The 18,707-nt window shown below is 74.9% G+C and carries 17 protein-coding genes; 9 read left to right on the top strand and 8 right to left on the bottom strand.

All coding sequences use genetic code 11. The features are described 5' to 3' along the window. The first annotated feature begins 51 nt into the window (after positions 1 to 51). A complete protein-coding gene (locus ACZ6MA_RS11235) occupies positions 52 to 942 on the top strand; it encodes an ABC transporter ATP-binding protein (RefSeq protein ID WP_469432891.1) in 891 nt (296 codons plus the stop codon). Beyond that, complete coding sequence (locus ACZ6MA_RS11230; RefSeq protein ID WP_469432890.1) at positions 939 to 1,616, top strand: ABC transporter; 678 nt, start codon at positions 939 to 941, stop codon at positions 1,614 to 1,616. The genes ACZ6MA_RS11235 and ACZ6MA_RS11230 overlap by 4 nt, the downstream gene beginning before the upstream one ends. Positions 1,617 to 1,633: 17 nt before the next feature. Here the strand turns inward: ACZ6MA_RS11230 and ACZ6MA_RS11225 are convergent, their stop codons facing one another. Next, positions 1,634 to 2,518 (bottom strand): polysaccharide deacetylase family protein, encoded by an 885-nt coding sequence (locus ACZ6MA_RS11225; RefSeq protein WP_469433143.1) that lies wholly within the window; start codon positions 2,516 to 2,518, stop codon positions 1,634 to 1,636. Between the two features lie 65 nt (positions 2,519 to 2,583). Then, entirely contained in the window at positions 2,584 to 3,684 is a 1,101-nt protein-coding gene (gene zapE / locus ACZ6MA_RS11220; protein WP_469432889.1) for a cell division protein ZapE, read from the bottom strand. Positions 3,685 to 3,767: 83 nt separating this feature from the next. On the opposite strand from zapE, the gene ACZ6MA_RS11215 reads away from it, so the two are divergent. Together ACZ6MA_RS11215 and ACZ6MA_RS11210 are read left to right on the top strand one after the other, a co-directional pair. Then, entirely contained in the window at positions 3,768 to 4,544 is a 777-nt protein-coding gene (locus tag ACZ6MA_RS11215; RefSeq protein WP_469432888.1) for a pyrimidine reductase family protein, read from the top strand. A 160-nt stretch (positions 4,545 to 4,704) separates the two neighbouring features. Next, positions 4,705 to 5,229 (top strand): indole-3-glycerol phosphate synthase, encoded by a 525-nt coding sequence (locus ACZ6MA_RS11210; protein ID WP_469432886.1) that lies wholly within the window; start codon positions 4,705 to 4,707, stop codon positions 5,227 to 5,229. A gap of 9 nt (positions 5,230 to 5,238) precedes the next feature. Here the strand turns inward: ACZ6MA_RS11210 and ACZ6MA_RS11205 are convergent, their stop codons facing one another. After that, entirely contained in the window at positions 5,239 to 5,925 is a 687-nt protein-coding gene (locus ACZ6MA_RS11205; RefSeq protein ID WP_469432884.1) for an ABC transporter ATP-binding protein, read from the bottom strand. Beyond that, positions 5,922 to 7,001: an ABC transporter permease gene (locus ACZ6MA_RS11200; RefSeq protein ID WP_469432883.1), complete on the bottom strand. Its 1,080-nt coding sequence runs from the start codon at positions 6,999 to 7,001 to the stop codon at positions 5,922 to 5,924. Before ACZ6MA_RS11200 ends, ACZ6MA_RS11205 begins: the two co-directional genes overlap by 4 nt. Positions 7,002 to 7,175: 174 nt before the next feature. Between ACZ6MA_RS11200 and ACZ6MA_RS11195 the strand changes: the two genes are divergently transcribed. The 4 genes from ACZ6MA_RS11195 to msrB all read left to right on the top strand — a co-directional run bounded on the left by ACZ6MA_RS11195 (position 7,176) and on the right by msrB (position 11,462). Then, the gene (locus ACZ6MA_RS11195) at positions 7,176 to 8,822 is read left to right on the top strand and encodes a sensor histidine kinase (protein WP_469432881.1); all 1,647 of its coding nucleotides are present in this window, start codon (positions 7,176 to 7,178) and stop codon (positions 8,820 to 8,822) included. Beyond that, a complete protein-coding gene (locus ACZ6MA_RS11190) occupies positions 8,819 to 9,484 on the top strand; it encodes a response regulator (protein ID WP_469432880.1) in 666 nt (221 codons plus the stop codon). The genes ACZ6MA_RS11195 and ACZ6MA_RS11190 overlap by 4 nt, the downstream gene beginning before the upstream one ends. A gap of 110 nt (positions 9,485 to 9,594) precedes the next feature. After that, positions 9,595 to 10,998 carry a UDP-N-acetylmuramate--L-alanine ligase gene (gene murC, locus ACZ6MA_RS11185; RefSeq protein ID WP_469432878.1) on the top strand — a complete coding sequence of 468 codons (1,404 nt, stop codon included), beginning with the start codon at positions 9,595 to 9,597 and terminating at the stop codon, positions 10,996 to 10,998. Positions 10,999 to 11,054: 56 nt separating this feature from the next. Next, positions 11,055 to 11,462: a peptide-methionine (R)-S-oxide reductase MsrB gene (gene msrB, locus ACZ6MA_RS11180; RefSeq protein WP_469432876.1), complete on the top strand. Its 408-nt coding sequence runs from the start codon at positions 11,055 to 11,057 to the stop codon at positions 11,460 to 11,462. A gap of 10 nt (positions 11,463 to 11,472) precedes the next feature. On the opposite strand, the gene ACZ6MA_RS11175 is transcribed toward msrB, so the two are convergent. The 3 genes from ACZ6MA_RS11175 to lpdA form a co-directional block, all read right to left on the bottom strand. Further along, the gene (locus ACZ6MA_RS11175; protein ID WP_469432875.1) at positions 11,473 to 11,769 is read right to left on the bottom strand and encodes a hypothetical protein; all 297 of its coding nucleotides are present in this window, start codon (positions 11,767 to 11,769) and stop codon (positions 11,473 to 11,475) included. A 72-nt stretch (positions 11,770 to 11,841) separates the two neighbouring features. Beyond that, positions 11,842 to 13,626 (bottom strand): malto-oligosyltrehalose trehalohydrolase, encoded by a 1,785-nt coding sequence (gene treZ / locus ACZ6MA_RS11170; RefSeq protein WP_469432874.1) that lies wholly within the window; start codon positions 13,624 to 13,626, stop codon positions 11,842 to 11,844. Positions 13,627 to 13,833: 207 nt separating this feature from the next. Next, on the bottom strand, positions 13,834 to 15,267 hold the full coding sequence (gene lpdA / locus ACZ6MA_RS11165) for a dihydrolipoyl dehydrogenase (RefSeq protein WP_469432872.1): 1,434 nt from the start codon (positions 15,265 to 15,267) through the stop codon (positions 13,834 to 13,836). Positions 15,268 to 15,374: 107 nt separating this feature from the next. Between lpdA and ACZ6MA_RS11160 the strand changes: the two genes are divergently transcribed. After that, complete coding sequence (locus ACZ6MA_RS11160; RefSeq protein WP_469432871.1) at positions 15,375 to 16,331, top strand: LysR family transcriptional regulator; 957 nt, start codon at positions 15,375 to 15,377, stop codon at positions 16,329 to 16,331. Here ACZ6MA_RS11160 and treY read toward each other — a convergent pair. Further along, positions 16,262 to 18,679 (bottom strand): malto-oligosyltrehalose synthase, encoded by a 2,418-nt coding sequence (gene treY, locus ACZ6MA_RS11155; protein ID WP_469432869.1) that lies wholly within the window; start codon positions 18,677 to 18,679, stop codon positions 16,262 to 16,264. The two genes, ACZ6MA_RS11160 and treY, sit on opposite strands and share 70 nt — an antisense overlap. Between the last annotated feature and the right edge of the window lie 28 nt (positions 18,680 to 18,707).

Below are 18,707 nucleotides of genomic sequence, written 5' to 3'. Positions count from 1 at the left end.
CAGTCTGCCAGCCCCTTCGCACACCTGTGGCCGCCCGTTACCGTGTGAGCCATGAGACTGACGGGGGTCGGACGCCGCTACGGGACCGGTGGCCGGTGGGTGCTGCGCGGGGTCGACCTGGAGCTGCGGCCGGGCTCGCTGGTGCGCGTCGAAGGCGCCAACGGCAGCGGCAAGTCGACGCTGCTGCGCCTGCTCGCCGGCATCGACGCCCCCACCACCGGCCGGATCACCGGCCGGCCGCGCACCGCGTTCGTCCCCGAGCGCTTCCCCGCCGCGCTGCCCTTCACCGCCACCGGTTATCTGACGATGCTCGGCCGCGTGCACGGTCTCAGCCGTACCGCCGCCGCGAGCGCGGCCGCCCGGTGGCTGGAGCGCTTCGGGGCCGACGGGCACGCCCGTACCCGGCTGTCCGAACTCTCCAAGGGGACCAGCCAGAAGGTCGCCGTCGCCCAGGGCCTGCTGGCCGACGCTCCCCTGCTCGTCCTCGACGAGGCATGGACCGGCCTCGACCAGGCCTCCCGGGCGGTCCTCGACCGGGCTGTGACGGACCGTGTGGCGGCCGGTGCCACCGTCGTCTACGTCGACCACGACCCGGGCCGGCTGGCGGGCGTGCCCGACGCGGTCCTCCGGCTGGAGGGAGGACGGCTGGTCGCGGCGGACGACCGTGACACCGGCGGCCACCTCACCCTTCACGGCGGGCCGCGGGTGCGCGTCGAGGCGGAAGGGCCGCCCGGCGCCCGCCTCCCCGACCGGCTGCCCGGCGACCCCGTGCCCGGGGCCCACGGCCCCGGGGCGCCCGGGGAGCCCACCGTGCACCGGCTGACCGTCGCCGCCGCGCACTCGGACGCCCTGCTCCGGGCCCTCCTGGCGGCCCGCCCGGCGTGGCACATCCGCGCCGTGACGACGGAGCCCGCCCACGCCGAAGGAGAGCCGGACCGATGACCGCGCTGCTGCGCTACCAGGCCGCCCTGCTGGCCCGCTCGCACCGATGGCTGCCCCCGCTGCTGCTCTACCTGGCCTTCATGGCCGTCGGGGTGCAGAGCGGCCAGCCGGTCCTGGACTCCCTCGGCTTCGCGGCGGCCGTCCTGCTGCCGGTGACCGCGTGGTTGGTACGGGTCTGCGTGACCAACGAGCCGGACGCCGCCCGGGACTGCGCCGCCGCCGCGGCCGGCCCGGCCCGCGTCCATCTCGCGGCGCTGCTCACCGCGCTGCTCACGGCCTCGGGCCTGGCCGTCGTGGGCACCGCGGTCGTCACGGCGGTCAGCGAGCCGCGCGGCACCCGCCACGAGGAGCTGCCGCTGTGGCCCGCGGCGGGGGCGGGGCTGGCGGCCGCCATGACGTGTGTGCTGCTGGGGGCGGCCGTGGGGGCGTTGTGCAACCGGCCGGTGCTGCGCGGCACCGCCCGGGCGGTGCCGGCGACCGTGCTCGGGGCGTTCACGGTGCTGTTCGCCGGGGGATCACCCGCGAGGGCCGCCGTGAACGATCTGGTCGGCGGCTCCCGCACCGCGACCGTCAGCGTGCCGCTGGTGCCGCTCGCCGCGGCCGCCCTGCTCGCGGCGGTGGCCGCGGCCGTGGCCTGCGTGCTGAGCGGACGGCGGCCGGGTGGCGGGGTGTGAGCCGTGTGCCGGGCCGGTCAGCGGGCGGCGATCAGGTCGGAGACCCGGACGAACTCGTAGCCCCTGGCGCGCAGTTCCGGCACGATCCGCCGGACGGCCTCCTCGGTGACCGGTGCCGCGCTGCGCGTGCAGTGCATCACCACCACCGAGCCGGGCCGCACCCGCGACAGCACCTCCTCGGCCACCGGGCCGGCCTTCTTGGCGAAGGCGTCGCCGCTGACGACGTCCCACTGCACGGCCGTCGCCTTCGTCGGGCCGATGGCGCGCAGTACGGCGTCGTTGTGGCAGCCGCCGGGGAAGCGGAAGTAGGGAACCGTGTGCTCGACCCCGGCGCGGCGGAAGGCGTCGAAGGCCCGCTCCACATCGGCGCGGGCGCCCTTGAGCGGGACGGTCGGCAGCTTGTAGCAGGGAGTGGCGAACGCGTGGTGCGCGTAGCTGTGGTTGGCGACCTCGAAGAGCGGGTCGCCGCCGATGGACCGTGCCTGGTCCGGGTACTGCTCGGCCCATTTGCCGGTCATGAAGACGGTGGCGGGCACCTTCAGCCGCCGTAGTGCCGTGATCAGTCCGGGGTTGTCGAACCGCTCGCCCCGCGCGGCCCGCCGGCCCTGGTCCGCCGTCATGTCGGCGTCGAAGGTGAGGGCGACCCGCTTGCCGCCGTCGCGCCTGCCGTGCGAGAAGACGGGGGCGGCCCCGCCGGGCCCGGGCGGCAGGGTCGGCGCGGCCGACGCGGCGGGTGCCCGGGAGGCCGTGGGCGCTGCGGTGGGCGATGCCGCGGGGGCCGTGGCGGAGGGCTTCGCGGGCCCGGCGCCGCCGGACCCCTCCGCGCCGCAGGCCGCCAGCGCGCCGCACAGGAGCGCGGCGACGGCCGGGGCGAGGACCCGCCGGGCGCGCGAGGAATGGATCTTGGGGGACACGGGGGAACCGTATCGGACACCTCATCCGATGAACGCGCCCCCGGGGTCCGCTGTTACTCCCCGACCAGGGACTTCGCGTCGCGCGCGAGGGCGGTGAGCCGCGAGATCGCCCGGAAGTACTTCTTCTTGTAGCCGCCGTTCAGCATCTCCTCGCTGAACAGCTCGTCGAACGGCCGCCCCGACGCCAGTACCGGGATCTCACGGTCGTAGAGCCGGTCGGCGAGCACCACGAGCCGCAGCGCGGTCGACTGGTCGGGGACCGGCTCCACGCCGGTCAGGCACACGGCCCGCAGGGAGTCGCACATGGCGCCGTAGCGGCTCGGGTGCACCTTCGACAGGTGGTCGAGCAGGGCGGGGAAGTCGTCCAGCGAGGCGCCCTCCGTCGCGTGCGCCACCCGCGTGACGGTGTCGCCGTCGAACGGGGCCGGGGCCTCGGGCAGGCCGCGGTGGCGGTAGTCCTCGCCGTCGATGCGCAGCGGGCGGAAGTGGGCGGACAGGCCCTGGATCTCGCGCAGGAAGTCGGCGGACGCGAACCGGCCCTCGCCGAGCTTGCCCGGCAGCGTGTTGGACGTCGCGGCGAGCGCCACGCCCGCGTCGACCAGCTTGCCCAGCAGGGTCGAGACGAGCACGGTGTCGCCCGGGTCGTCCAGCTCGAATTCGTCGATGCACAGCAGCCGGTGGCCGCTGAGCGTCCGCACGGTCTGCTGGAAGCCCAGCGCGCCGACGAGGTTGGTCAGCTCCACGAAGGTGCCGAACGCCTTGTGCTCCGGGGCGGCGGGGGTGGCGTGCCAGAGGGAGGCCAGCAGGTGCGTCTTGCCGACGCCGTAACCGCCGTCGAGGTAGACGCCGCGCGGACCGGCGGGGACGGCGGGCTTCGCCTCGCGCCTGAACCAGCGCTTGCGTCCCGCGCCGCTCGCGCTCGCGCCGCCCCCGAGCCCGGCCGCGAAGCCGGCGAGCACCCGCACGGCCTCGGCCTGGCTGGGCTGGTTCGCGTCGGGGAGGTAGTTGTCGAACCGCACCGAGTCGAAGCGCGGCGGCGGCACCATCTCGGCGACCAGACGGTCGGCGGGCACGTGCGGGGCGCGCGAGGTCAGGGCGAGCGGCCCGTCGGCGACGGGGCCGGGGGAGGCGGGGGAAGCGGTGGAGGACGACACAACCGTCCAGGGTAGTCGCTGTGCGCGCGACCCTCTCCCGAGGCGGCGGCGCGAGCGGCCCGGGGCGTGCCACACTGCCGCCTATGCGACGCCTGTTCCCCTCCCCACTGGCCCCGTCCGACCTCGAAGACCGCGAATGGGGGCTGGACGAACTGGCCGACGCCTACGCCTACCCCGGCACGACGGGTGACGGCGGGCGCCCGTGGCTGCGGGCCAACATGGTCTCCTCGCTCGACGGCGCCGCCCACCACGAGGGGCGCTCGCAGCCGCTGTCCTCCGAGGCCGACATGCGGATCTTCGGCACCCTGCGCGGGCTCGCCGACGCCGTCGTGGTCGGGGCCGAGACGGTACGGCAGGAGGGCTACCGCCCCGCGCGGGCCCGGGAGGTGTTCGCGGCGCGCCGGGCGGCGCTCGGCCAGCCCGTGGCGCCGGTGATCGCGATCGTCAGCGCCGGGCTGGACCTGGACTTCTCGCTGCCGCTGTTCACCTCGCCCCTGGTCCCGACGATCGTGCTGACCGGTGCGGAGGCCCCTGCGGAGCGGGTCGCCGCGGGCCGCGAGGCGGGCGCCGAGGTCCTCACGGCGGGCGAGGGGCGCCGGGTGGACCCGGCGCGGGTGCCGGCGGTGCTGGCCGAGCGGGGGCTGACCCGGCTGCTCACCGAGGGCGGGCCACGGCTGCTGGGCCAGTTCGCGGGCGCGGGGGTGCTGGACGAGATGTGTCTGTCGCTCGCTCCGCTGGTCACCGCCGGTGCCGCGCCGCGCATCATGAACGGGCCGCCGCTGGCCGTGCCGGAACGATTCGCTCTCGCCTCCGTCCTGGAGGAGGGCGGTTTTCTGTTCACCGGTTACCGGCGAGTCTGACAATCGGTGGAATTTGCTGCTCCGGTTACCTTCCGGTGGGCAGAATTGAGTCAGACGCGTCCTTGAGGGGCACGAGATCACAACAGGCGGGCCCATGTGGGGCACGCGCAGGATGGTTTCTGTTGGGCCCGGTGGCCCACGTAACAGAAGGGCTCCCACCGTGTTCACGAGCGTATTGATGATCGAACAACCGTTGTCCGTCACCGACGTCGACTTCGTCACCACCCTCCATGACGACGCGATGTCCTTCGTCGTCCTGATGCAGCCCAGAGGCGCCGAGGACCGGCTGCTGCGGGCCATCGACGACGTGGCGCTCGGCGAGCTGGAGCAGGCCGTCCACGAGGCCGACGAGCCCGAGGGCGAGCAGGCCCTGCGGCCCGCCGCCCTCGCCCTCGAACACTCGCTCCGGCTGCTCCGCGACGCGGGCAGCGAGGCCGTGGGCCAGGTCGTCGACGGCCATCCGCTGGACCTGCTGCGCTCCGTCGTGGACCAGACGCACGCCGACGAGGTGATCGTGCTGACCGCCCCGCACCTGGTCGAGGAGTTCTTCCACCGGGACTGGGCCTCGCGCGCCCGCCACAAGGTGGGCGTCCCCGTCCTCAAGCTCTACGCGCACAACGACGAGGACGAGACGGAGAGCAAGACCGAGATCAAGGACGGGGCCCGGGACGAGGGCCGGGACTGACGAGGGGGGTCAGTCCAGCCGGCCGTCCCGCATGGACAGCACCCGGTCCGCGCGGCCGAGCAGCCCCCGGTCGTGCGTGACCAGGACCGTCGCCGTACGGTGCGCGCGCGTCACCTCGGCCAGCAGATCCACGATCCGCTCCCCGCGCTCGTGATCCAGCGCCGACGTCGGCTCGTCCACCAGCAGGACGGACGGGCCGGCGAAAAGGGCGCGGGCGATGTTCACCCGCTGCCGCTCGCCGCCCGACAAGCCGTGCGGGCGGCGGCGTCGGCGGCTCGCGTCGAGCCCGACCGACTCCAGCAGGCCGGCCGCCCGCGCCCGCGCGGCCCGGACGTCCTTGCCCCGCAGGTGCTCCACCACCAGCAGCTGTTCCTCCGCCGTCAGGGAGGGCAGCAGATTCGGCTGCTGGAACACGATGCCGATCCGCTCGCGCCGCAGCGCCGTCCGCTCCCGGGCGCTCATCACGGCGGTGTCCCGCCCGGCCACGACCACCCGGCCCGCGTCCGGGCGCAGCAGGGTCGCCGCCACCGCGAGCAGGGTCGACTTCCCCGAGCCCGAGGGCCCCACGACGGCCGCCAGCTCGCCCGCCGCCACGGTCAGGGACACCTCGTCCAGGGCGGTCAGCCTCCGGTCGCCGTCGCCGTCCGGATAGGTGAGTTTCACGGCTTCCATCGACAGAACGGACGTGGCGGTCATCGGCCGGCTCCCAACGCGGTCAGCGGATCCACGGACGTGATGCGACGCACGGCCAGCGCCGAGCCCGCCAGCCCCAGCAGCACCATCGCCGCCACCGGCACGGCCGCCGTGGCCGCGCTCAGCTCGAACGGCACCACGGCCGAGGCCAGCGCACCGCCGGCCGCACCGGCCGCGCCTCCCAGCGCGGCCCCGGCCACCAGCACGGCCAGCGCCTGGGCCAGGGCGTCGCGCACCAGATAGGCGCTGCTCGCCCCCACGGCCTTGAGCACCGCCACGTCCGGGCGCCGCTGCACCGTCCACACCGTGAAGAACGCCCCCACGACCAGCGCGCTCACCACGAACAAGAACCCCTGGACGAGCTGGAGCGTGCCGTGTTCGGCCGCGTAGCCGTCGATCCCGTCGAGGGCGTCCCGCACCGGGACGGCCTTCGTGGTCGCCGCGACGGCCCCGGCGGGCCGGCCGGGGCCCTCGACGGCGAGCGCGGTGGGCTGCCGCTGCCGGCCGACCCGCTGCCAGGTCGCGAGCGTCGTCCACACGCTCGGCGCGTGCCCGTGGCTCCTGTCGGCGGTGACACCGGAGACGGTCAGCTCCTGCGTGCCGAGGGTCACCCGGTCACCCGGCCGCAGCCCGCGGTCGCGTGCGAGGCCGCCGCTCACCGCCACCTGGCCCTCGCCGGGGGCGGAGCCGGTGCGCAGCGCGGGCCACAGCCGCCGGGACGAACCGAGGACGCTCACCGACGTCGCCGTCCGGTCGGCGGCCGTCCGGCCGGACGTCAGCCGGGTCATCGCGACGCCGAACGGTTCGGCGGACGTGACCCCCGGCGCCCGGCGCCACGCGCTGATCTGCCCGTCGTCGAGGGTGCTGTTGCCGAACGACACCTCGGGGGCGGCCCCCGGCGGGGCGCCGAAGACGATCCGGTCCGCCGGCAGCCCCGCGACGGCCGACGACGCCTCCCGGGCCAGCCCGTCGGTCAGACCGTAGAGAAAGACCACGAGGGTGGTGATGAGCGTGACGACCGCACCCATCAGGGCGAACCGCCCCTTGGCGAAGCGGATGTCACGGAGCGCGACGAACAACGGAACCCTCCCGGGCCTTCGGTCTGGACCCCTCCACCGTCCCGCGCGAGCCGCCCGCCGCCATCGGGGCGAGGAACGGTCCGGGGGCCGTCCGTCCGGTGCACCCGGAAATCCATCGAACGGTTGATGGACGGGAGCGTGGGCGGCGCGGGGGTTGCCCGTACGCTCGATGGGGTGAACCGAGCGAGCGACACCGTCACCCCGGCGGCGGGTGTGGAGCGGGCGGGCGCGCCCCGGCCCGCGGGGACGACCGCCTCGGACGTGTCCCGCGTACCGGGGGCCGTGGACCCGGCCCCGGCGGCCGGCGTGGGGCCGGTAGGCGTGAGTCCGGTGGTGGGCGAAGGCGCATCGGCTGGTGCGAGCGGGCCCGGGGTGGTGATCCCGGGCGCCGTGGCCGGGTGCGGGCTGGTGAGCCCGGGGCCGGTGGCCGGTGGTGGTGAGGTGGGCTCGCCGGGTGGTCGCCCGGGCGTAGGCCCGGTGGCGGGCGAGGGTGCCCCGGCCGTGGCGAGCGGGCCCGAGGCGATGGGCCCGGTGGCCGGTGACGGTGAGGCGGCATCGCCCGGTGGCCGGCCGGGCGCGAGCCCGGACGGGGCCGGGGGCGCACCCGTCAGGGGGCCCGCGCTGCGGTGGCTCCGGCTCGCGCTGCACGGCGCGTTCTACGTTCTGCTCGCCGTCGCGCTCGGCCCCGCCCTCCTCGGGGCGCGGCCCGCGACCGTCGTGGCGCCCGGCCTCGTGCTCGCCGCCGTCTACGGCTACGGCGTGGCACGGCAACAACAAGGGCAACAACAAGGGCAGCAACAAGGGCAGCAGCAAAGGCAAGGGCTCTGGCTCGCGGCCGTCACCGCGCTGTGGCTCGCACTCCTCGTCCTGGACCGGGGCTTCAGCTATGTCGTCTTCCCGCTCTTCTTCCTCTTCCTGCACACCCTGCCGGTGCGCTGGTCCCTGCCCGCCGTGACCGCCGCCACCGCCGCCGTCGTGGCCGTGCAGGCCACCGGCCCCGGCGGTCTGACGGCCGCCAAGGTCATCGGTCCGACGGCCGGCGCGGCGGTCGCCGTCCTGACCGCCTACGGCTACGCGGCGCTCTACCGGGAGAGCCGGCAGCGGCAACGTCTGATCGACGACCTCGTGCGCACCAGGGACGAGCTGGCCGCCACCCAGCGCGAGGCGGGCCGCCTGGCCGAGCGGCAGCGGCTCGCCCGCGAGATCCACGACACCCTGGCCCAGGGCCTGTCCAGCATCGTCCTGCTCGCCCGCGCCGCCGAGTCCGCGGCGGGGACGGGCGACCTCGGCACCGCACGGGCGCGGATGCGCGAGGCCGGCCGGACCGCGTCCGACAACCTCGCCGAGGCCCGCCGCTTCGTCCACGCCCTCACCCCGCCCGCCCTGGAGGACGCGCCGCTGCCCGAGGCGCTGCGGCGCGTCACCGCCCGCACCGTGCCCGGCGCCGTGTTCCACCTGGACGGCGAGCCCTACCCGCTGCCCGTGGAGGCCGAGGTCGCCCTGCTGCGGCTGACGCAGGAGGCGCTCACCAACGTCGCCCGGCACGCCCGCGCCGACGTCACCGCCGTGACCCTCGGCTATCTCGACGGGCAGGTCACCCTCGACGTCTACGACGACGGCGCCGGATTCGCACCGGGCGACGCGCCCGCCGACGGGCGCCGGACCTTCGGCCTGCACGGCATGCGCGAACGCATCGCCGAACTCGGCGGCACCCTCACCGTCGAGTCCGCCCCCGGCGAGGGCACGGCCGTCGCGGCGGCCCTGCCGGTGGGCGTGGCGACGGGCGCACCCGCCCACGGAGAAGCGCGGGTGAGCGCGTGAGCGGCACCCCGGCGGGCCACGGCGTCATCCGGGTGCTCCTCGTCGACGACCACCCCGTGGTCCGGCGCGGGCTGCGCGCCATGGTGGACGACCTGCCCGGGGTGGAAGCGGTCGGCGAGGCCGCCGACGGCGCCGCCGCGCTGCGGCTGCTCGACGGCCTCGCCCCGGGCGCCCGGCCCGACGTCGTGCTCATGGACCTCCAGATGGGCGACGGCATGCACGGGGTCGAGGCCACCCGTCGGATCACCGCCCTGCCGGACCCGCCCGCCGTGCTGATCCTCACCACCTACAGCACCGACGCCGACATCCTCGCCGCCGTGGAGGCCGGGGCCACCGGCTATCTCCTCAAGGACGCGGAGCCGGAAGACGTCGGCGGCGCCGTACGCGCCGCCGCCCGCGGCGAGACGGTTCTCGCGCCACCCGTCGCGGCCCGGCTCCTCGGCCGGGTCCGGGCGGGCCGGCCCGCCCTGTCGCCCCGCGAACGGGAGATCCTGGGGCTGCTGGCCGAGGGGCTGGCCAACAAGCAGATCTCCCGTCGGCTGTTCATCAGCGAGGCCACCGTCAAAACGCATCTGGTGCACATCTACGCCAAGCTCGACGTCGACAGCCGTACCGCCGCGATCGCGGCGGGCCTGGCCGGAGGCCTGATCCGCCCGGTGTGAGGGGGCCGGGGGAGGGCCGGCAGAGGGAGGGGGCGGGGCGGCCGGTGGCGGGTGCGAGAATCGGTGCGCAAACGCAGGTACATATTTTCCGAGCCCAGGGAGCACCGCACATGGCACCGGCCGTCCCCACGACGATGGACCGACCGCACTTCATCGGCATCGGCGGCGCCGGCATGTCGGGCATCGCGAAGATCCTCGCGCAGCGCGGCGCACGCGTCGCGGGCAGCGACGCGAAGGACTCCGCCACCGCCGAGGCGCTGCGCGCCCTGGGCGCGACCGTGCACATCGGGCACGCCGCCGGGCACCTGGCCGAGGACGCCACCTGCGTCGTCGTCTCCAGTGCCATCCGCGCCGACAACCCGGAGCTGGCGGCCGCCGCCGAGCGCGGCATCCCCGTCGTGCACCGCTCGGACGCCCTCGCCGGGCTCATGGAGGGCCTGCGCCCCATCGCCGTCGCCGGTACGCACGGCAAGACGACCACGACCTCGATGCTCGCCGTCTCCCTGGACGCGCTCGGCCTCGACCCCTCCTACGCCATCGGCGGCGACCTCGACGCCCCGGGCTCCAACGCCCGGCACGGCGCCGGTGAGATCTTCGTGGCCGAGGCGGACGAGAGCGACCGCAGCTTCCACAAGTACGCGCCCGAGGTCGCCATCATCCTCAACGTGGAACTCGACCACCACGCGAACTACGCGTCGATGGACGAGATCTACGAGTCGTTCGAGACCTTCGTCGGCCGGCTCCGCCCCGGCGGCACCCTCGTCATCACCGCCGACCAGGCGGGTGCCCGCGAACTCACCGAGCGGCTCGCCCAAAGCAGCCCCCGCGAGGACATCGACATCGTCACCTACGGCGAGTCCGAGGACGCGGACGTACGGGTCCTCAAGGTCAACCCGCGCGGCCTGGCCAGCGAGGTCACCGTCGTGGTCAACGGCAAGGTGCTCACCTTCGCCGTTTCCGTGCCCGGCCGCCACTACGCGCACAACGCCGTCGCGGCCCTCGCCGCGGGCGTCGCGCTCGGTCTGCCGCTGCACAACCTCGCCTCCGCGCTCGGCAAGTACACCGGCGTCAAGCGCCGCCTCCAGCTCAAGGGCGAGGCGAAGGGCGTGCAGGTCATCGACTCCTACGCCCACCACCCCACCGAGATGACCGCGGATCTCGAAGCCATCCGTGGTGCCGCCGCCGACGCGCGCCTGCTCGTGGTCTTCCAGCCGCACCTGTTCTCCCGCACCCAGGAGCTGGGCACCGAGATGGGCCAGGCCCTGGCCCTCGCCGACGCCTCCGTGGTCCTCGACATCTACCCGGCGCGCGAGGAGCCCGTCCCCGGTGTCACCAGTGCCCTGATCATCGACGCCGCCCGGGCCGCGGGCGCCGAGGTGCGCGCCGAGCACGACATGGCGGCCGTCGCCGACGTGATCGCGGGAATGGCCGGGCCCGGCGATCTCGTTCTGACCATGGGCGCCGGTGATGTGACGGACCTCGGTCCGAAGATCCTGGCCCGCCTGGAGAGCTGACCCCCGGTCGCGAGAACGCGACGCGGAAGCCCCGTCCTCACCGAAAGGCGCGCGAGATGTCGTACGAGGTCGAAAAGCCGGACGAGCAGTGGCGTGCGGAGCTGACCCCCGCGGAGTACCAGGTGCTCCGCCAAGCCGGCACCGAGCCCGCCTTCCGCGGTGAGTACACCGACACGAAGACGGCGGGGGTCTACTCCTGCCGGGCCTGCGGCGCGGAGCTGTTCCGCTCCACGGAGAAGTTCGAGAGCCACTGCGGCTGGCCGAGCTTCTACGACCCGAAGGACTCCTCCGCCGTCGAACTGATCGAGGACCGCTCGCACGGCATGACCCGCACCGAGGTGCGCTGCGCGCGCTGCGGCTCGCACCTCGGCCACGTCTTCGAGGGCGAGGGCTACCCCACCCCGACCGACCAGCGGTACTGCATCAACTCGATCTCGCTGCGGCTGGAGCCGGCCGAGAGCTGAGACCGGCCGGTCAGGCCCGGCCCAGGACGCCCAGACCCCGCTGCAGATCCTCGAAATTCATCACCGGCTGGATGTGGACCTCCGCCTCCAGCTCCGTGAAGAAGGCTTCGAGGAGCGGGGGCATCTGCGAGGAGTCCTGCATGTCGAAGACCATCATGCAGGTGCGCCCACCGTCCATCGGGGCGAAGTAGGCCGCCTCGGGCTTGATCTGCTCCATCAGCTCATTGATCAGCTTCTGCAGCTTTCCGCTCTTGATCGCCTCGTTTCCCGCGCGGGTGTCCAGCCGGGCCTCCAGTAGCGTGCGCATGGACCTCACTCCTTCGGCGGCGCGCCGCGTATGGCGTTTCGGCAGCGCTCGCTGAGGCGCGGTCGCGCCACTTCAAGCGTCTGCCCGTCCGCCGGGCTCCGCAACAGCGGGCTTCGAGCGCAGCACGACGGCCGTCTCCGGCGGCAGCTCCAGCGCGCCGTCCGCGTCCGGCGGCCCGACCGGACGCCAGGCCGCCACGGGCCGGGCCCCCGCCGCGGCGCGGCCGAGCCGCAGGGTGACGGGCCGGTCGGAAAGATTGACCGCGAGGTGCAGGGGACCGCGCCGGAAGTGGACGGTGCGGTCGGCGCCGGCGGCGAGGGCGCCGTACTCCCACCGGGGGTCGGAAAGGGCCGGCTCGGTGCGGCGCAGGGCGATCAGCCGCCGGTACCAGTCGAGCAGCGCCGCGTGCGGGGCGCGGCCCGGCTCGGACCAGTCCAGGCAGGAGCGGTTCCTCGTGGCGGGGTCCTGGGGGTCGGGGACGTCCTCCGCCGCCCAGCCGTGCGCGGCGAACTCGCGCCGCCGCCCGGTGCGTACCGCCTCGGCCAGGGCCGGGTCCGTGTGGTCGGTGAAGAACTGCCAGGGGGTGCGGGCCCCCCACTCCTCGCCCATGAACAGCATCGGGGTAAACGGCGCGCCGAGCACGAGCGCGGCGGCGCAGGCGAGCAGCCCGGGGGACAGCCGTGCGGAGAGCCGGTCGCCCAGCGCCCGGTTGCCCACCTGGTCGTGGGTCTGGGCGTAGCCGAGGAGCCGGTGGGCGGGTGTGGTGCGGGGGTCGAGGGGCCGGCCGTGGGGGCGCGAGCGGAAGGCGGAGTACGTGCCGTCGTGGAAGAAGCCGCCGCGCAGCGTCTTGGTGAGCGCGTGCGCGGGGTCGGCGGCGAAGTCCGCGTAATAGCCCTGCGACTCGCCGGTCAGCGCCGTGTGCAGCGCATGGTGGAAGTCGTCGTTCCACTGGGCGTGGATCCCCATGCCGCCGGCCTCGCGGGCGGTGGTCGTGGCCGGGTCGTTGAGATCGGACTCGGCGATGAGGAAGAGGGGCCGCCCCAGCCGCCCGGCCAGGGCGTCGACCGCGCCCGACAACTCGGCGAGGAAGTGCTTCGGACCGGTGTCGATCAGCGCGTGCACCGCGTCCAGCCGCAGCCCGTCGAGCCGGTAGTCGCGCAGCCAGGACAGGGCGCTGCCGGTCAGGAACGCCCGTACCTCGGTGCTGCCGGGGGCGTCGAGGTTGACGGCCGCGCCCCACGGCGTGTGGTGGGTGTCGGTGAAGTACGGGCCGAAGGCGGGCAGATGGTTGCCGGACGGGCCCAGATGGTTGTGCACGACGTCGAGCACCACGCCGAGGCCCAGCGCGTGGGCCGCGTCCACGAAGCGCCGCAGGCCCGCCGGTCCGCCGTAGGGTTCGTGGACGGCCCAGAGGGACACCCCCTCGTACCCCCAGCCGTGTGTGCCCGGGAACGGGCACACGGGCAGGAGTTCCACATGGGTGACGCCCAAGTCGGCGAGGTGGGGCAGCCGTTCGACGGCCGCGTCGAAGGTGCCCTCGGGGGTGAAGGTGCCGATGTGCAGCTCGTAGAGGACCGCGCCGGGCAGCGGGCGGCCCGGCCACGGGTGCCGCCAGTCGAAGGCGGCCGGGTCGTCGACGGCGCTGAGCCCGTCGGGCCCGTCCGGCTGGCGGCGGGAGCGCGGGTCGGGCAGCACGGGCCCGTCGTCCAGGGCGAAGCCGTACCGGTCGCCGGCGGCCGCGGGGGCCTCGCACCGCCACCCGCCCGCGCGGGCCGGATCGCGTTCCATGGGGTGCGCGCGGTCTCCCACGTGCAGCACCACCCGTCCGGCGTTCGGCGCCCACACCTCGAACAGCACGACCGGCTCCTCTCGACGACGGTGCTGTTCATGGTGCCCGCCCGAGGCCGCGGGGATGCGGCCTGCCTTGCCGTCAGGTGGCGATAGGTCAGCTGAGACTACGTCAGCTGAGGTAGCGGGTCGCGTGGGATTTTTCTTGCGGCCGGCGGGCCGAGAACGCAGGAAGACCCCCACCATCGCGTCCAACGCCGCTCCCGCGCACCGCCGTTACCGCTGATGCAGGCCCCGGCCGGCCAGCGTCAGGAACACTTCGCCGACCGCCTCCGAGAGCGTCGGGTGCGGGTGGATGTGCTGGGCCACGTCGGCGGCCTCGGCGTCCCAGCCGACGATCAGCTGGCTCTCCGCGATCATCTCCGAGACGTGCGGGCCCACCAGGTGCACCCCCAGTACCCGGCCCCCGCCCCGCGTGCCCTGCGCCCCGGCCTCCGTGACGACCTTCACCATCCCGCCCTGCCCGTGCACCATGCCCTTGGCGACCGCCGTCAGCGGCATGGAGCCGACCTCCACCTCGTGGCCCCGCTCCCGCGCCTCGGCCTCGGACAGCCCCACGGACGCCGTCTGCGGGCTGGAGTAGGTGACCCGCGGCACGGCGGCGTAGTCGACCGGGCGCGGCGCACCGCCCGCGAGGGTCTCCGCGACGAGGAGCCCCTCTGCGAAGGACGCGTGCGCCAGCCCCAATGACGGCGGCGGCAGCAGATCGCCGACCACATGGATGCCCGGCACGGCCGTCTCCAGGCGCGCCCAGTCGGCCGGTGCGACGAACCCCCGCGCGTCCGTGGCCAGTCGGGCGGCCGCCAGTCCCAGCCCGTCGGTGACCGGCACCCGGCCCACGGCGACCAGCAGCCGTTCGGCCTCCACGACACGGAACTCACCGCGCGCGGTACGGACGGTGGCCCGCACCCCGCCCTCGTGGACCCGCGCGTCCTCCAGCCGCGCGCCCACCTGGACGTCGATGCCGCGCTTCTTCAGGCCCCGGGTCAGATACCGGCCGACGTCCGCGTCCTCCAGCGGCAGCAGCCGGCCGGCCGCCTCCACCAGCGTCACCTCGGCACCCATCGACCGGTGCATCGAGGCGTACTCGACACCGATCGCACCGCCGCCCAGCACCAGCACCGAACCCGGCAGACCCGGTGCGAACAGCGCGTCGTCACTGGTGACGACCCGCTCGCCGTCCGGCTCCAGACCGGGCAGCGCGCGCGGCCGCGAACCCGTGGCCAGCACGATGCCGCGCCGTACGGTCCACTCGGTCCCCGCCTCGGCGCCCGAGTCGACCCGCACGCCGCGCGGGCCCGTCAGTGACGCCGATCCGCGCACGACGCGCACCCGGGCGTGGGACAGGTGCCCCTCCACGCCCTTGTGGTTGCGGGAGACGATGTCGTCGCGCGTGGCGGTCAGCGCGGGCCAGTCGACACCGTCGAGCGTCGCCTTCACCCCCCACCGCTCGCGCGCCTCGGCGATCCCGTCCACCAGCTCCGCCGCGTGCAGCATCGCCTTGCTCGGAACGCAGCCGCGGTGCAGACAGGTGCCGCCCACCAGATCGCGTTCCGCGAGGACGACGTCGAGCCCGAGCGCGGCGGCGCGCAGGGCGGTGCTGTACCCACCGGTGCCGCCACCGATGACGAAGACATCTGTTTCACGCATGACGCCACCCTCCGCCGCGAGCGATCATGAGTCCAACGCAATGTTTCGATCGATTCGATGACAGCTGTTCATGGATGACAGCTGTTCATAGGCGAGAGGAGAGCCCGGTGAGTCTGCGACAGATGGAGTACCTGGTCGCGGTGGTGGGCCAGGGGTCCTTCACCCGGGCCGCCGAGGCGCTCAACGTCACCCAGTCCGCGCTGTCCCACCAGATCAAGGCACTGGAGCGGGAGGTCGGCGGCCCGCTGCTGGAGCGGCGCCCGCGGGGCATCGGGCTCACGCCCATGGGCCGTGCCTTCCTGCCGCACGCCGAACTGGCGGTGCGCAGCGCCGAACAGGCCCGCCGCGCGGCGAAGGCCGCGGCCGGGGCGGCGGGCGGCGAACTGCACATCGCGACGCTGCACGCGCTCGCGGTCGGCGTGCTGCCGTCCGTCTTCGCCCGCTGGCGCCGCGCGTACCCCCAGGTCCTGCTGAACCTCCACGAGTACGCCACCGCGGAGGAGCTGCGCGACCACATGGAACGCGGCGTCGCCGACATCGCCGTCGGCCCCCGGCCGGAGGACTGGCACGGCCCGGTGGTCCCGCTCGGCGACGAGGAGATCATGGTGATCACCGCCGCCGACGACCCGCTCGCCGGCCGCTCGGCACCGGTGCGGCTGACGGAGCTGGCGGACCGCGTATGGGTGCGCTGCGCCCTCGAACCGGTGGTGCGGGGCCGGCGCTGGCTGGACTGGGTCTGCGAACAGAGCGGCTTCGCCCCCCGGACGGGCGTGTGGACCGAGCACTCCTCCACGGCCGTCCGGATGGCCGTGGCCGGCGTGGGACTCGTCGCCGCGCCCCGGCATCTCGCCCGGGACGTCGCCGAAGCGGCGGTCATCCGCGTCGACCCGCCCTGGCGTCGTGCGCAGACCGCCTACTCGCGGGTGGAACTCACCGGGACCGCCGCCGCCTTCGTCCGCCTCGCCCAGGAGCTGGCCTTCCCTGAAACCGCCGCTCAGGCCCGCACCAGCAGCGCCACGGGACGGCTGCCCAGCAGCTCCGACAGCGCCGCCCCACCCTCGTAGACACCGTCGGTCAGCAGCTCGCGCCACCGGCCGCCGCCGGGCAGCGCCAGCGTTGTTTCCCGCCAGCCGCCGGCGTCCGCCAGGCGACGGGACAACCGGGTCACGGCGGTGACGACCTCACTCGACCGGGTGAACGCGACGCAGTGCCCGGCGGCCGGACCGAGCGCGGTCAGCGGCTCGTAGGAGGCCTCGGCCCCGAACCAGGCGGGGTGGGCGCGGCGCAGCCGCAGCGCGGTACGGGTGAGCCACAGCTTCTCCGCGTGGAGCCCGCCCTCCCCGGGGGCCGGGGCGGCGAGCGGGCCGTCGGGGAACGCCGGCACCCGGCGGTTGTCCGGGTCGACCAGCGTGGTGCGGTCGCCCTCGCCGCCCATGTACAGGTCCGGCACGCCCGGCATGGTCAGGTGCAGCAACGCGGCACCGAGGACGTTGGCCCGCACCTCCGGGCCCATCTCGCGGGCGAGGGAATCGAGCGCGGCGCGGGGCGCCCCGCCCGGACCGGCCACCACGAACTCCTCCACCGCCCGCTCGTAGGCCGTATCCGGCTCGGTCCACGTCGTGCGCAGCGCGGCCTCGCGCACGCTCTTGAGCACGGCGGCGACGAGCCGCTCCGTGTCCGGCTCCGCCGCCGCGCCGTCGGAGCCGTCCGGCCCGCAGAGCCCCAGCGCGCTCTGCCAGGCCACCCACGCCACATGCGGGTCGGGTGCCGCTACCCGGGCCGCCAGCCGGGCCATCAGATCCGCCCACCGCCGCGGGTACTGCGTCAGCGCCGCGATCCTCGCCCGGGTATCCGCGCCGCGCTTGGTGTCGTGGGTGGACAGCACCGTCCCGGTGGCCGGCCAGTCGCGGCGCAGCCGGGCGCAATAGGCGTGGAACTCGTCCGGGGAGACCGCGGGCCGCTGCGGGCTGCCGCCGACCTCGTTGGCGGACAGCAGCGGCACGTAGCGGTAGAAGGCTGTGTCCTCCACCGACTTGGCGCGCAGCGCGGACGCGGTCTGCGCGAACCTGGCGCAGAAGTCCCGGTGGTCCGGCCCGTCCCCGAGGCGGCCGAGGGCCGCGTCCCGCACGACCTCCACCGCCGCGGCCTCCTCGGGCACGGAGAAGGCCGCACGGGCGCCCTGCGCCGCCTCGTCCAGCAGCGCGGCGTCCACGGGAGCCACGGGCTCCCCGGGCACCGCGTAGGGGCGGTAGACGGGCAGCCGGACGAGGATCTCCCGCAGGGCGGTGCGCAGGGCCCACGGGGCGTGGTCGCGCAGCCGGGGCGAGCCCTCACGGGCCCGGTCGACGGTGCGGACCAGCCGCTCGACCTCCGCGGCGAGTTCATGGGTGACGACCTTGTAGGCCGCGCGCCGTACCGTCGCCGGCCAGTCGCCGCCCCGGTCGGGCGGCGCACCGGTGAAGGCGCGGTACACGGCCGTCAGCTCGGTGGCGCCCTCCGGGTCGAGGAAGAGCCCGTCGAGATGGCGCAGGGCGTCGTAGCCGGTCGTGCCGGCCACGGGCCAGTCGGCGGGCAGCCGTTCGTCGCCGCTGAGGATCTTCTCGACGACCGTCCAGCAACCGCCCGTCGCCTTCCCCAGCCGCCGCAGATAGCCGGCCGGGTCCGCGAGCCCGTCCGGATGGTCGATCCGCAGACCCTCGATCACCCCCTCGCGCAGCAGCCCCAGCACCTTGCCGTGGGTGGCGGCGAAGACCTCCGGGTCCTCCACGCGGACCGCGATCAGCGTCGAAATGGTGAAGAAGCGCCGGTAGTTCACCTCGGTGCGCGCCAGCCGCCACCAGGCGGGCCGGTACCACTGGGCGTCCAGCAGCTCGGGCAGCGGCAGCCGCTCGGTGCCGGGCCGCAGCGGGAAGGCGTGGTCGTGGTAGCGCAGCTCGCCGTCCACCACGCGCAGCCGGTCCAGCTCGTCGCCGAGCCGGCCGCCCAGCACCGGCAGCAGCACCTTCCCGCCGTGCTCGGCCCAGTCGATGTCGAACCAGCGCGCGTACGGTGACGCCGGGCCGTCCCGCAGGACCTCCCACAGCGGCCCGTTCAGCCGGGCGGGGACGGGCAGCGCCATGTGGTTCGGCACGATGTCGACGATCAGGCCGAGCCCGTGCTCCCGGGCGGTACGGGCCAGGGCGCGCAGTCCCTCCTCACCGCCCAGCTCCGCCCGGACCGCCCGGTGGTCGACCACGTCGTAGCCGTGGTCGGAGCCCGGCACCGCCTCCAGCACCGGTGACAGGTGCAGATGCGACACCCCGAGCGAGGCGAGGTAGGGCACGGCCTTCCGGGCGGCCGCGAAGGGGAAGCCGGGCTGCAACTGGAGCCGGTAGGTGGCGGTCGGCGGTGGTGCGGTGCTGTCGGGCGTCATGGAACGTACGTACCCGCTACGGGCGGCG

Source organism: Streptomyces sp. NPDC042259 (genome assembly GCF_055582085.1).
The sequence above is the reverse complement of the archived record's forward strand: the minus strand, read 5'-3'. Positions and strand labels throughout refer to the sequence as shown.

What these genes read in the sequence shown, in the direction of transcription:
- msrB (WP_469432876.1), top strand. Translation starts at nt 11,055, where the DNA reads ATGTCGTACGAGGTCGAAAAGCCGGACGAGCAGTGGCGTGCGGAGCTG.
- treY (WP_469432869.1), bottom strand. Translation starts at nt 18,679, where the DNA reads ATGACGCCCGACAGCACCGCACCACCGCCGACCGCCACCTACCGGCTC.
- ACZ6MA_RS11230 (WP_469432890.1), top strand. Translation starts at nt 939, where the DNA reads ATGACCGCGCTGCTGCGCTACCAGGCCGCCCTGCTGGCCCGCTCGCAC.
- ACZ6MA_RS11215 (WP_469432888.1), top strand. Translation starts at nt 3,768, where the DNA reads ATGCGACGCCTGTTCCCCTCCCCACTGGCCCCGTCCGACCTCGAAGAC.
- ACZ6MA_RS11175 (WP_469432875.1), bottom strand. Translation starts at nt 11,769, where the DNA reads ATGCGCACGCTACTGGAGGCCCGGCTGGACACCCGCGCGGGAAACGAG.
- lpdA (WP_469432872.1), bottom strand. Translation starts at nt 15,267, where the DNA reads ATGCGTGAAACAGATGTCTTCGTCATCGGTGGCGGCACCGGTGGGTAC.
- ACZ6MA_RS11235 (WP_469432891.1), top strand. Translation starts at nt 52, where the DNA reads ATGAGACTGACGGGGGTCGGACGCCGCTACGGGACCGGTGGCCGGTGG.
- ACZ6MA_RS11205 (WP_469432884.1), bottom strand. Translation starts at nt 5,925, where the DNA reads ATGACCGCCACGTCCGTTCTGTCGATGGAAGCCGTGAAACTCACCTAT.
- murC (WP_469432878.1), top strand. Translation starts at nt 9,595, where the DNA reads ATGGCACCGGCCGTCCCCACGACGATGGACCGACCGCACTTCATCGGC.